11 protein-coding genes are annotated in these 12,908 nt (G+C 66.6%); 3 read left to right on the top strand and 8 right to left on the bottom strand.

All coding sequences use genetic code 11. The annotated features are described in order from the left end of the window. Positions 1 to 140 precede the first annotated feature (140 nt). Positions 141 to 917 (bottom strand): IclR family transcriptional regulator, encoded by a 777-nt coding sequence (locus tag ACCQ12_RS19635; protein ID WP_104581498.1) that lies wholly within the window; start codon positions 915 to 917, stop codon positions 141 to 143. Between the two features lie 180 nt (positions 918 to 1,097). Between ACCQ12_RS19635 and fucP the strand changes: the two genes are divergently transcribed. Together fucP and ACCQ12_RS19625 are read left to right on the top strand one after the other, a co-directional pair. Further along, positions 1,098 to 2,399, top strand: a complete 1,302-nt coding sequence (gene fucP, locus ACCQ12_RS19630) for an L-fucose:H+ symporter permease (protein WP_372382516.1) — start codon at positions 1,098 to 1,100, stop codon at positions 2,397 to 2,399. Positions 2,400 to 2,401: 2 nt separating this feature from the next. After that, positions 2,402 to 2,761: an L-fucose mutarotase gene (locus ACCQ12_RS19625; RefSeq protein WP_166744534.1), complete on the top strand. Its 360-nt coding sequence runs from the start codon at positions 2,402 to 2,404 to the stop codon at positions 2,759 to 2,761. A gap of 672 nt (positions 2,762 to 3,433) precedes the next feature. Here the strand turns inward: ACCQ12_RS19625 and ACCQ12_RS19620 are convergent. The 5 genes from ACCQ12_RS19620 to ACCQ12_RS19600 form a co-directional block, all read right to left on the bottom strand. Further along, positions 3,434 to 4,756 (bottom strand): L-fuconate dehydratase, encoded by a 1,323-nt coding sequence (locus ACCQ12_RS19620; protein WP_372382515.1) that lies wholly within the window; start codon positions 4,754 to 4,756, stop codon positions 3,434 to 3,436. A 529-nt stretch (positions 4,757 to 5,285) separates the two neighbouring features. Continuing rightward, entirely contained in the window at positions 5,286 to 6,143 is an 858-nt protein-coding gene (locus ACCQ12_RS19615; protein ID WP_184375587.1) for a fumarylacetoacetate hydrolase family protein, read from the bottom strand. A 167-nt stretch (positions 6,144 to 6,310) separates the two neighbouring features. Next, positions 6,311 to 7,081, bottom strand: a complete 771-nt coding sequence (locus ACCQ12_RS19610; protein WP_372382514.1) for an SDR family oxidoreductase — start codon at positions 7,079 to 7,081, stop codon at positions 6,311 to 6,313. Continuing rightward, positions 7,078 to 7,950 (bottom strand): amidohydrolase family protein, encoded by an 873-nt coding sequence (locus ACCQ12_RS19605; protein WP_372382513.1) that lies wholly within the window; start codon positions 7,948 to 7,950, stop codon positions 7,078 to 7,080. The genes ACCQ12_RS19610 and ACCQ12_RS19605 overlap by 4 nt, the downstream gene beginning before the upstream one ends. Then, positions 7,947 to 8,957, bottom strand: a complete 1,011-nt coding sequence (locus ACCQ12_RS19600; RefSeq protein ID WP_372382512.1) for an aldo/keto reductase — start codon at positions 8,955 to 8,957, stop codon at positions 7,947 to 7,949. Before ACCQ12_RS19600 ends, ACCQ12_RS19605 begins: the two co-directional genes overlap by 4 nt. A gap of 628 nt (positions 8,958 to 9,585) precedes the next feature. Between ACCQ12_RS19600 and ACCQ12_RS19595 the strand changes: the two genes are divergently transcribed. Then, entirely contained in the window at positions 9,586 to 11,208 is a 1,623-nt protein-coding gene (locus ACCQ12_RS19595) for a family 43 glycosylhydrolase (RefSeq protein ID WP_372382511.1), read from the top strand. Between the two features lie 208 nt (positions 11,209 to 11,416). Here the strand turns inward: ACCQ12_RS19595 and ACCQ12_RS19590 are convergent, their stop codons facing one another. Then, positions 11,417 to 11,620 (bottom strand): hypothetical protein, encoded by a 204-nt coding sequence (locus ACCQ12_RS19590; RefSeq protein WP_005922076.1) that lies wholly within the window; start codon positions 11,618 to 11,620, stop codon positions 11,417 to 11,419. A 3-nt stretch (positions 11,621 to 11,623) separates the two neighbouring features. Beyond that, positions 11,624 to 12,187 carry a peroxiredoxin family protein gene (locus ACCQ12_RS19585; protein WP_184441562.1) on the bottom strand — a complete coding sequence of 188 codons (564 nt, stop codon included), beginning with the start codon at positions 12,185 to 12,187 and terminating at the stop codon, positions 11,624 to 11,626. Positions 12,188 to 12,908: the final 721 nt, after the last annotated feature.

Genomic DNA, 12,908 nt, shown 5'->3' with positions numbered 1-12,908 from the left:
CAGCTGAGGCGCGTGCAATCACGGTCGTTCGAGTGCCATCGCAGCTCCACGCGGCATTGCCCCGTCTTGTCGGTCACCCCATCGCCGGTGATCGCGCACGTGCGACATCGCCCCAAGCGCCAAGCCCGCTCTGGCCCGATTCACCCGCCCAATGCGCGTGGCGGGTGATACATCAGCGCATCGGAAATCTCGGCCGTTGCCGCACACAGGGCTTGCAGCGCTGCGCGCGCGTTGACCAGCTCCGGGCGACGTTCGATGAAGGGCACCGTCAGCGTGTAGGTGGCGCTGCCGTGCTGCAGGATCGGAGCGGTGAGGTCGATCACGCCGACGACCGCTTCGCTGGCATGCATCGCATAGCCATCGCGACGTGTTTGCTGCGCGTCCTTCAGGAACTGCGCGCGGTCGTAGGCAACCGCGCTGGCGTCCAGCGCCTCCAGCCAGCGCCCCTGCACGTCGGCTTGCTGAAACGCGAACAGCACCAGGCCGGACGTGGAGTGGGCCAGCGGGCGACGATGTCCCGGGCGCACCACCAGGCCCAGGTCGCTGGGCACGTCCATCTGTGCGATCACCACGATCTGGTCGCCCGACGGCGCCACCAGATGGCAGGGCTGGCAGATCGCATCGGCCAGGCGCCGCATCACCGGCAGCGCGGCTTCGGTGACGTTCTGTACCTGCGGCTGCTGCATGCCGAGCATGAACAGCCGGTTGGTCAGCACATAGTCGCCCTCGGCGTCGCGCATCAGGTAGCCGCGTTCTTCCAGCACCTGCAGCATGCGGAAGATCTCCCCGCGCGAGCGCCCCACACCCTGCGAAATCGCCCCCATGCTCATCGGCCGCGCGTCACGCGCCAGCAGTTCCAGGATGTCCAGGCCCTTGTCCAGGGCCGGCGCGCGGTACTTGGCGGGTTCGGTGCTCATCCGTTTGCGGTTCCAGGGCAGGGTGCGGCGCGCCAGGGTACAGGCATCGCGGGCACGGGTCAGTGGGATGCTGCGCGTGCAAATATAAACAAAGATTTTATATTTGCATGGCGTTGGCGTGCGCAGTACGCTCGCTGGATTGCAACGCAAGCGCCACAGCCTTGGGAGGGGATCGGTCGCATGCATCACAGTGACATTGCCGCGTCACCGCGCGGCAACCTGGCGCGTACCGCCATGGTTCCCCTGTTGTTGATCGTCAGCCTGTTCTTTTTATGGGGCATGGCCAACAACCTCAACGACATCCTGATCAAGCAGTTCAAGAAGGCCTTCGAACTGACCGACCTGCAGGCCGGGCTGGTGCAGAGCGCCTTTTACATGGGCTATTTCGTGTTCGCGATGCCGGCGGCGATGTTCATGCGCCGCTACAGCTACAAGGCTGCGGTGGTGCTGGGCCTGCTGCTGTATGCGTGCGGTGCGTTCCTGTTCTATCCGGCCGCTCAGGTGCATACCTACTGGCTGTTCCTGTTGGCCTTGTTCGTGATTGCCAGTGGCCTGGCGTTTCTGGAAACCACCGCCAATCCGCTAGTGACCGTGCTGGGCCCCGCCGACGGTGCGGCGCGACGGCTGAACCTTGCGCAGGCGTTCAACCCGCTTGGCTCGATCACCGGCGTGCTGGTGGGCCAGCACTTCATCTTCTCCGGCGTGGAGCACAGCCCGGCCGAACTGGCGGCGATGGCGCCAGCCGCGCGCGAGGCGTTCTTCGCCACCGAATCGGCCGCCGTGCAGATGCCGTACCTGATCATCGGCGTGGTGGTGGTGCTGTGGGCGATCCTGATCGCGCTGGTGCGCTTTCCCACCGGCGCCCCGGAGGCGGCCCCCGGCGAAGCTCCCAGGCGCGCACGCTTTGGCGAATTGCTGCGTAACCGGCTGTTCGTGTTTTCGGTGGTGGCGCAGTTCTTTTACGTGGGCGCGCAGGTCGGCATCTGGAGCTACCTGATCCGCTACCTGCAGGACGCCGTGCCGGGCACGCCGGAAAAAACTGCAGCGAGCTATCTGACCATTTCGCTGGTGCTGTTCATGGCCGGGCGGTTCGTGGGCACCGCGCTGCTGCGGTATCTGGCGCCGGCCAAATTGCTGGCGAGTTTTGCCACGATCAATCTGGTGCTGTGCGCAGTGGCCATCGCGCTGCCGGGCTGGACCGGGCTGTACGCACTGGTGGCCGCCAGCGTGTTCATGTCGGTGATGTTCCCGACCATCTTCGCGCTGGGGCTGGACGGCATGCATGACGACGCACGCAAGCTGGGGTCGTCGTTGCTGGTGATGTCCATCATCGGCGGCGCGTTGCTCACCGCGGTGATGGGCGGGGTGTCGGACATGGCCGGTATCCATTGGGCGATGGTGGTGCCGGGCGCATGCTTTGCGGTGATCTTGTTGTTCGCGCTGCGTGCCCGTCGCGCGGCGCCCGTGATTGCAGGAGCCTGAGCATGCCGCGTCTTTGCTATGTGCTGGACCTGCACGACGATGCGGCGCTGATCGCCGACTACGAGCGCTGGCATCGGCCCGATGAGGTATGGCCGGAGGTCGTGGCCTCGCTGCAGCAGGCCGGCATCCGCGAGCTGGAGATCTTTCGCAGTGGCGACCGGCTGGTGATGCTGATGGAGGTCGGCGAAGACTACGACCCGGCGGCCAAGGCGGCGCGCGATGCGGGTGATCCGCGGATTCAAGCCTGGGAAGACCTGATGTGGCGGTTCCAGAAACCGCTGCCGGGCAGCGCGCCTGGGGAGAAATGGCGCGAGGCGGGGCGGATCTTTGCGTTGAGCGAAGCGATCCAGGCGCAGCGCTGAGCCAGCGCCCTCATCCGCCCTGCGGGCACCTTCTCCCGCAGGGCGGATGAGGGCGTGTTCGGCGTTGGGACCGGGGCGGTGGTGTGTCTGCGCCATGCACCCCCATCTGTTTGGTGTCTGTAGTGGGCTGCGTGTCAGCCGTTCGTTGTTCCGTGCGCTGAGCCCGCGCCCTCATCCGCCCTGCGGGCACCTTCTCCCGCAGGCGGGAGAAGGGCGTGCTCGGCGTGGCACCGGGGCGGTGGAGCGTCTGCGCCATGCACTCCCATCTGTTTGGTGTGTGTAGTGGGCTGCGTGTCAGCCGTTCGTTGTTCCGTGCGCTGAGCCCGCGCCCTCATCCGCCCTGCGGGCACCTTCTCCCGCAGGCGGGAAGGGCGTGCTCGGCCTTGGCACTGGGGCGGTGGATCAGCTGCAGCTGGCGCAGCCGATCGGCCAAGGTGCGTTTGTGCCATGCATCCCTATCTGCTTGGTGTCTGTAGTGGGCTGCGTGTCAGCCACCCGTTGTTCCGCCAGGTCCAAGACCTGGCCCCAGAAGCGCCGACCCGCAGCGCCGAGCCTGCTGAATCACCATCCGGCCCGGCCATGGCCGGCCTGCGCATCCCCGACCTCTAGCCGCGGCTTCCTTCTCCCGCGTGCGGGAGAAGGTGCCCGAAGGGCGGATGAGGGGCCGTAGCCTCAGCCTTTCGCGCTGGCAGCCAGATCTTCGACCCAGAAGCGTCCGTCGGGGTAGCTGAATTCTGCAATCGAGGCAGCGTGCATTTCTGCGGAAAACCCCGGCGCTTCCGGGGCCAGATAACGGCCGTGCTGGATGCGCACCGGGTCCAGGAAGTGCTGGTGCAAATGGTCGACGAATTCGATCGCGCGGTCTTCCATCTGGCCGGTGATGGCGACGAAATCGGCCATCGCCAGGTGTTGCACCAGCTCGCACAAACCCACGCCGCCGGCGTGCGGAAACACGCGCACATTGAACTTGGCAGCCAGCAGCAGGATGGCGAGGTTTTCGTTGACGCCGCCGACGCGTGCGGCGTCGATCTGGATCAGGTCCACCGCGCCGGCCTGCAGCAGCTGCTTGAACACCACACGGTTCTGCGTGTGTTCGCCGGTGGATACCGGCACCGGGGTGATGCCCTGGCGGATGGCGGCGTGGCCGAGCACGTCGTCCGGGCTGGTGGGTTCCTCGATCCAGGCGATGTCGAATTCGGCCAGCTGGCGCATCCAGTCGATTGCCGGGCCCACGTCCCAACGTTGATTGGCATCGACCGCCATCGCGATGTCCGGGCCGATCGCTTCGCGCGCCAGGCGGCAGCGGCGGATGTCGTCCTGCACGTTGGCGCCGACCTTGAGCTTGATGGTGCGGAAGCCGTCGGCCACCGCTTCCTTGGCCAGCCGCACCAGCTTCTCGTCCGAGTAACCGAGCCAGCCCGGCGAGGTGGTGTAAGCCGGGTAGCCCTGCTCGATCAACTGCGCGATGCGTTGCGCGCGCTGCGGCTGTGCAGCGCGCAGGATGGCCAGCGCGTCGTCGCGGGTGAGCGCGTCGGTGAGGTAGCGGAAGTCGATGGTGTCGACCAGCTGCTCGGGCGTGAGTTCGGCAATGTAGCGCCACAGCGGTTTTTTCGCGGCGCGTGCAGCCAGGTCCCAGGCAGCGTTGATCACTGCGCCGATGGCCATGTGCATGACGCCCTTTTCCGGGCCCAGCCAGCGCAGCTGCGAATCGTTGGTGAGCCGGCGCGCGAATGCGCCGAGGTCGGCGATGACCTCATCCACGCGCAGGCCAACCACGTGTTCGGCCAGTGCGGCTACCGCAGCGGTTTGCACATCGTTGCCGCGGCCGATGGTGAACACCAGGCCGTAGCCGGCCAGGTCATCGGGCGCATCGGTGCGCAGCACGACATAGGCGGCGGAGTAATCCGGATCCGGATTCATCGCGTCCGACCCATCGAGCTCGCGCGAAGTGGGGAAGCGGACGTCGTGGGTCTCGAGGGCAATGATGGTGCTCATGAAAGTCCTGGCGATGGCAAGCGGGAAGTGAAAACGGGCGGAAAACAGATGGGTGCAAGAACGAAGGGTCAAGAAAACGACAGCAGTGAAGCGCGCTTGAGCCCCTCTCCCGCCGGGAGAGGGGCTGGGGCGAGGGTACGAACGCGTAGCGCTGGGGGTGTTGAGGCGCTGCAGTGACTCAGGCGTTTGCAACTCACCCCAATGAATCCATTGCACGACCAACTGCATTTTGCGATCGACGCGCTACAACGTTTAGACACTTAATGCGGCAGCAAACTCCGTGAGAGCAACATGCGTGTGATGCGTGAGCACGAGCGTCGAAATATCAGGGCCACATGACAAGTGGACTGACGTCGCGTTGCGCGCATCCGTGGCGACGTACCCTCACCCCAACCCCTCTCCCGAGGGGAGAGGGGCTTTGCTTTGCTGCACGATTCGTGTCGTGTGAGTACTTCGGCCTTCGCGTGAGAACATTCTGAGAGGTGGGACGCACTGCAATGCAGTACTCCCTCAGTCCTTCCAAAAAACCTCAACCCGCATCACGCGGATGCGCCACCACTGGCTGACGCTGACGGCCCAGGCCTTCGATCTCCAGCTCCATCACGTCGCCCGGCTTGAGGTAGACCGGCGGCTTCTGGCCCAGGCCTACGCCCGGGGGGGTGCCGGTGCTGATCACATCGCCGGGCATCAGCGTCATGTAGCGGCTGATGTGGCTGACCAGTTCGGCCACGCCGAACACCATGGTGCGGGTGCTGCCGTTCTGATAGCGGTGGCCGTTGACCTCCAGCCACATCGACAGTTTCTGCGGGTCGGCGATTTCATCGCGGGTGACCAGCCACGGGCCGATCGGGCCGAAGGTATCGGCGCTCTTGCCCTTGACCCACTGGCCGCCGTGTTCGAGCTGGAATTCGCGCTCGGACAGGTCGTTGATCACCGCGTAGCCGGCCACATGGTTCAAGGCCTCGTCCACCGAGACATCGCGCGCCACGTCGCCGATCACCACGCCCAGCTCCACTTCCCAGTCGCTCTTGACCGAGCCGCGCGGGATGATGACGGTGTCGTTGGGGCCGCACACGGCGGTGGTGGCCTTCATGAAAAGAATCGGCATCTTCGGCACTTCCATGCCCGATTCGGCGGCATGGTCGGCGTAGTTGAGCCCCACGCAGATGAACTTGCCGATGCGGCCCACGGCGGCGCCGTAACGCTGCTCGCCTTCGACCAGCGGCAGCGTGGTCACATCCAGCGCGCGCAGCTTTTCCAGGCCGGCGTTGGTGATGTGCTCGCCGGCCACATCGTCGATGACGCCGCTCAAATCGCGGATGCGGCCTTCGCTATCGATCAGGCCGGGGCGTTCGTGGCCTTCGGCGCCAACACGTACGAGTTTCATGCAGTCTTCCTTTGCAGGGGAGGAGTGGAGCGGCCGATCACACGGCGCGGACGGGTGCGGAAGGTGCGCTCGGAACAGGAATGCGGGTGATCCATGCTGCAAACAACGCTGACGCCAGGTGTGAGATGCGGCCTGGTGTCAGCGGACAGAGAGCGATCCAGCACCTCTCAGTTCGACCAGCCGCCATCGATGATATGGGTCTGGCCGGTGGTAAACGAGGATTCGTCCGAGGCCAGATACACCACCAGCTGCGCGATCTCGCGCGGGTCGCCCAGGCGGCCCATCGGCTGGCGGTCGGTGAAGCTCTTCCACACGGCCTGTTCGTCGCCGCCCAAGGCCTGCACGCGCTGCGCCAACGAGGGCGTCTTGATGGTGCCCGGGCAGATCGCGTTGCAACGCACGCCCTGCGCCACGTAGTCGGCGGCAATCGCCTTGCTCAGGCCGATCACGGCGGCCTTGGTCACGCCATAGACGAAGCGGTTGGGCACGCCCTTGATGCTGGAAGCCACCGACGACATGTTGATGATGCTGCCGCGGCCGCGTTCGAGCATGCCCGGCAGCACCGCCTTGCAGGTGTAGTACATCGCGTCGACATTGATCGAGAACGAGCGGCGCCACGCTGGCTCGTCGCAGTCGAGGATGCTGCCCTGGTGCACGTAACCGGCGCAGTTGAACAACACATCGAACGGGCCGTGCTCCGCGACCAGCGCAGCGATCGCCGAGGCATCGGTGACGTCCAGCAGCTGGGTGGTGATGGCGTCCGATTCGGCCGCCAGCGCCTGCAAGGCAGCGGCGTCGATGTCGGTGGCGATCACCTGGGCGCCGGCGCGTGCGCAGGCCAGCGCGCTTTCGCGGCCGATGCCGGCGCCAGCGGCGGTGACCAGGCAGCGCTTGCCGTGCAGGCGGGTGGTGGGTGTGGTGGGGATGGAGACTGTCATACCGATAAGGTTCCGTGGGTGGGGGCCGCCGGCCGTGGCAGACGATAGAACGTACATGCGTTGTCGCCGAACACCGCATCGGCGTGGGCGGCGGCATGCCGGGTGACGAGCTGCTGTGCAAGATCGACCCAGTGCGCGTAATCGGCGCGCAGGGTCAGCACCGGCCAGTCGCTGCCCCACAGCAGGCGCTGCGCACCGAAGCGCGCGAACAGGTGCGCGACATACGGCTCCAGTGCGTCGATGCCGGCGCCGCGGGCGGCTTCGGTGAGCAGACCGGAGAGTTTGCAATGCACATTGGGATGTTGCGCCAATGCGGCCATGCCGGCCGCCCAGGCGACGAATTCGCCGGCCGCAATCTGCGGTTTGCCGCCGTGATCGACGACTACGCGCAATGCCGGATGCCGTTTCAGGCGCGCCTGCAAGGCCGGCACGTGTGCCGCGCGGATCAAGGCATCGAAGGCCAGATCGTGTTCCAGCATCGCATCGAAGGCGGCGTCCAACTCGGCGCCTGCCAGCCAGTGCACGTCGGCAATGTCCTGCACCATCGGGCGCAGGCCCTTGAGCAGGCCGCCGCCAGCGCGAACCAGCGCGCCGATGCGGGCGGCGGCGTCGGGCGCGGCAAAATCCACCCAGCCGACCACGCCGGCAATGCGCGGCGCATCGTGCGCCAGCTCGAACAGGTAACAGGTTTCCGCTTCCGTTGCGGCGGCCTGTACCACGACCACGCTGCCAACGCCGGCCGCGTCCAGCGCAGCGCCGACATCGTGCGGTGCAAAGTCGCGATACAGCGGCGCAAGCTCGGGCGTCAGCCAGGCGTAATCGCCACGTGCCAGATGCCAGAAATGCAGATGCGCATCGACGCGGTTCATGGCGTGGGCAGGTCCGTATCGAGCAGGCCGCCGTCGCGCAGGCGCTGCCATAGCGCATGCGGAATGGTCGCCTGCAACCGTGCGGCGGCCGAGTGCACCTCGGCCACGGTGCGCATGCCGGCCACCACCGTGGTCACTGCCGGATGCGCCAGGGGGAACTGCAACGCAGCCGCACCGATATCCACCCCGAACGCGGCGCAGGCGGCATACAGGCGCTGCGCATGCTGCAAGGTGGCGGTATCGACCGGGGCGTAGTTGTAGGTGGCGCCGGGGCCGCGCGCATCGCTGAGCAGGCCCGAGCTGTATGGCCCGGCCGACAGGATCGACACGCCGTGTTGCTGCGCCTGGTCCAGCAGCGCGCGTGCGCCGTGCTGTTCCAGCAGGGTGTAGCGGCCGGCCAGCATCACGCAATCGAGCGGAAACCGCGGCAGCACCTCCAGTGCCACGTCCTGCTCGTTGACGCCCAGGCCGATCGCCCCGCACGCACCGGACGCCTTCAACTCCGCCATGGCCGGCAAGGCCTCCTCCAAGGCCTGCTGCAGCACACGGGCGTGGTTGTCGCCGTGGGTCAGCGCGCCGATGTCGTGCAGCAGCAGCACGTCGATGTAGTCGGTGCCCAGGCGCTCCAGGCTGGAGGCGAACGCGCGCCGCACGCCGTCGGCGCTGTAGTCGAACTCGGCGCGGCGCCCGGCCACCGCAAAGCCGTCGCGGCCGGCAACGGCCTGGGCGTCGTCGTAGACGCAGCGGCCGACCTTGGTCGACAGCGTGTACGCATCACGCGGCACGCCGGCCAGGCCGCGGCCCAGGCGCGCTTCGCTCAAGCCATAGCCGTAGTAAGGCGCGGTATCGAAATGGCGGATGCCGGCATCGAACGCGCCCGCCACCGCAGCCAGCGCGTCGGCCTCGTCCACTTCGGCGTACAGATTGCCGATCGGCGCGGCGCCAAAGCCCAGCGCCGACAGCTGCACGTCGGTGCGCCCCAGGCGCTGCCGCGCGACGGCGCTCATGCGCACTGCTCCGAAAAGACGGCGCAGGCGGAACCGGAGTCTGGAAAGCAGCAGCTGGGCATCGCAACGTCCACCAGCCGGCGGGTGCCCGGCTGTTCGCATATGAATATGGCAATCATCAATGAACAGATCACGCTGCAGTGCAGCATGGCAGTGGGCTTGCAGGCGCCCAGGGCGCCGCAAGCGGCGGGGCGCCCTGGGCCGGGCATCGCTTTCGTGTGGTTCCGGCCAATGCGCGAGAGATGTGCCCACTCGACCGGACCAATGGCTGTGACACACACCGGGCAGTTTCTGGATGCCCAGTCAGGTGCAACCCAGCGATAAACCTCGCACAGCCTCCGGCCGGTGACGGTCCGCCGAGCTCACGGTGCCGAACGCGATGACGCATCGCGCCGTCATGTCATTGCAGAGAGGAGCGCCATCCAGCCCAACGCACGTACACCTGCCAGCACAGCACGTGCGCATGCATCCCGATGCCGATGCGCAGTCCCGCTCGCTGCAACGCGCCACTGCCAGGCTATTTCAAAATCCGCATGCCGCATCACCAGTTCCTATAACGCAGGTCGTGCGGTTGCCCCAGGCCCGCCCATAGGGCTAGATACCAGCCCTCATCCGATGAAGCGGGCACATGCCAGACACGACACGGCGAGACTTGTTCAAGGTACTGGCCGCCGGCGCGCTGGTCGCGCCCTTGTCGGCTGCCGCGCAGGCGCCGTCTGCACCCTGCGCTCGCACCCCGCAGTGGGCGCGCGGCATCGAAGGGCAGCGCAAGGCGGACCTGGGCAACGGCACCTACCTCAACCCCATCGTGGCCGGCGACCACCCGGACCCCACCATCCTCAAGGATGGCGACGATTACTACATGACGTTTTCGTCGTTCTTTTCCTACCCGGGCATCGTGCTGTGGCACTCCACCGACCTGGTCAACTGGGCGCCGATCGGCCCGGCGCTGCATCAGGAACTGGGCACGATCTGGGCGCTGGACCTGTGCAAGCACGACAACCGCTACTTCATCTACATCCCGGCCAATCCGGACGACCACGGCTGGAAGATCTTTGTGATCTGGGCCGACGACATCCGCGGGCCGTGGAGCGCGCCGATCGATCTGGGCATCGCCGGCTGCATCGATCCCGGCCATGTGCTGGGCGAGGACGGCAAGCGCTACCTGTTCGTCAACGGCATCCGCAAGATCCGCCTGCGCGACGACGGCCTGGCCACCGACGGGCAACTCGAACCGGCCTACGCACCATGGCGCTATCCCGACGACTGGATCGTGGAGAACTTCGCCCCCGAAGGCCCCAAGCTCACCTGGCACAACGGCTGGCTGTATCTGGTGACCGCTGTCGGCGGCACCGCCGGGCCGGTGACCGGGCATATGGTGATCGCCGCGCGCTCGCGTTCGGTGCATGGGCCGTGGGAACACTGCCCGCGCAATCCGCTGGTGCGCACCTTGTCCGAGCAGGAGCCGTGGTGGTCGCGCGGGCATGCCACGCTGGTGGAGGGCCCGCGCGGCGATTGGTGGCTGGTCTATCACGGCTACGAAAACGGCTTCCGCACGCTGGGCCGGCAGACACTGCTGGAGCCGGTCGAATGGACCGCCGACGGCTGGTTCCGCGCCACCGGTGGCGATCTGTCCAAGCCAATGCGCACACCCGCACTTGCAGCTGTCGGCGCGCGTGCCGCGGCCAGCGGTTTTGCATTGTCGGACGATTTTTCCAGCGACCGCTTCGGCACCCAGTGGAGCCTGCATGCGCCCAAGCCCGGCGAGCAGGCACGGGTGCGCCGTGCGAACAAGGCGCTGACGCTGGCCTGCGCGGGCACGTCGCCCATCGACAGCGCGCCGCTCACCTGCGGCGTGCCCGATCGCGCCTACGTGGCCGAGGTGACGCTGGAGCTGGTCGGCACTGCCGAAGGCGGCATCGTGCTGTTCTACAACCACAAGGCCTTCGTCGGCATCGGCTTCACCGCCGACACCATGAAGACCTACGAATACTCCGAAGAACTGGTGTGGGCCCGTACGCCCAACACCCACCGCCGCATCCGCGTGCGGCTGACCAACGATCACCACATCGTGCGCTTCGACTACTCCTTCGACGAGGGCCGGCAGTGGACGCGCCACCCCACCCGCATGGAAGTGTCCGGCTTTCACCACAACGTCTTTGGCGGGTTCCTGAGCCTGCAGCTGGGCGTGTACGCCGCGCAGCAGGGCGAGGTGGTGTTGCGCGACTTCCGCTACCGCGCGCTGGGCTGACGGCGGACGGTTGGATCGGTGCCTGACAGGTGCCGCCTTGCTCGCGGTCAGCTGAGCGGTTGGTGCGCGATGTCACCGCGGCGGCCAGCGTGCGCACGATGACAACGCGATGGTGGTCAGCGAGGGCTGCACGACGGTGCCCCGCATTGGCAGCGCAGCACCGCCATCGCACTGCAGAGGGCGGGGCCCGGATGGCCCCGCCGCCGACTCAGCCGCAGCAGTAGCAGACGTTGCCTTGCCCGAGATCGCCACCGAACTCCGGGCACTCGGCCTTGCAGGCCCATGCACTACACGATTCGACTTTCGGCTGTGCATTGTCCACGGCCATCACCTGGAAGGCACCGAATCCGGTGCTGGCCAGAAACGTGGCCGCCATCAACGCACTGCGCAAGCTTACCCAACGCTTTTTCATGCATTACTCCTTCACCGTTGCAAAAGCCGCTGGCGCATCCGTGCGGCGCAACGCGGCAACCAGGTCCTGCACCCGCTCCGTGGTATCGAACACGCCAAGATGGGAATGGCGCACGCGCCCGGCCCCATCGATGGCCATCAGCAGTGGCACGTTGCGCGCACGGAACAGCATCAGCGCGCGACGGTCGGTCAACGTGACCACCGGAAAATCGAACCCATGCACATGCGCATAGCGCGCGGCCTGCGCCGCATCGCAATGGCAGACACCCAGCAGTTGCGGCCGCCCCGGTAGATTGGCCTGCAGCTCCCGCGCCGCGCGCAGCACCGTTGGCGCCGAACGCTGGCAATACGGGCAGGTGGTGGTGAAGAAGAACAGCACCTGTGCCGGGCCCTGCGGCGCACCCAGCAGATGGCGCTGACCATCGCCATCGATCGCTTCGATCCGGGGCACGTACATGCCCTCGTAAGGCGTGCTGATGCGCGTCTGCAACCACTGCTGCTGCTCCCGCAGCTGCCGGTTCTGCCACGCCAGCACTGCAATCAGTGCGCACGCCACCAGCAGGCCCATCCAGAGCCACGGAAATCGTCGCGTCATGCCACCCCAACTCCAAAGCGTCCCTGGTGACCGAGCCTTGCCCAGGCATCAGCACATGGTCAATGGTGATATCGACAACTGCGATGTCGCACGGCGCGCAGCTGTGGAGACGATCACGCCGCTGCGCTTGGGCTTGCCACTGTGGAGCAACGTCGAGCAGCGGGTTTGCGCAAAACACCGCAGCAACCAGCCACGCACCAGGTGGCACGGGCGGCTGTCGCAGCGCCAGCTGCTGTGCACGGTGCATGGCATGCCGTGCACTGCGGCGCGTCGGTGCATGCCCGTCTCGGGAATCGATGGACACGCGTCACTGCCGCGCTGGCGGTGTCCTGCATCGTGTCGAGTGACTGGCAGATGCGGGCCCAGGCGTCGTCGTGGTGCGCTTGTGCGCGACGGGGCTGTCTTGAGGATGCCGTCGCGCCAGGGCGCTGCCATAGCGGCGTGTCGGTGTGTCGGTGTGTTGGTGTGTGTGGCGTGATGCCTGTTGTTGCGTGACCTGGTAGATGCAGGGTCAGGCGTCGTCACGCGCGTGCGTGCGATGGGGCTGTATCGATGATGCCGTCGCGTCCGGGGCGCTCCTGCAGCGGTGTGTCGGTGTGGTGCCTCTTGTTGCGTAACCTTGCAGATGCGGGGTCACGCGTAGGAGCGCACCGGGGCGCGACGGGGCTCTCCCCGTGACGCCCGACGCAGGCAC

It is taken from the genome of Xanthomonas sp. NCPPB 1068, from assembly GCF_041479385.2.
Taxonomy (GTDB): Bacteria; Pseudomonadota; Gammaproteobacteria; order Xanthomonadales; family Xanthomonadaceae; genus Xanthomonas; species Xanthomonas cannabis.
The sequence above is the reverse complement of the archived record's forward strand: the minus strand, read 5'-3'. Positions and strand labels throughout refer to the sequence as shown.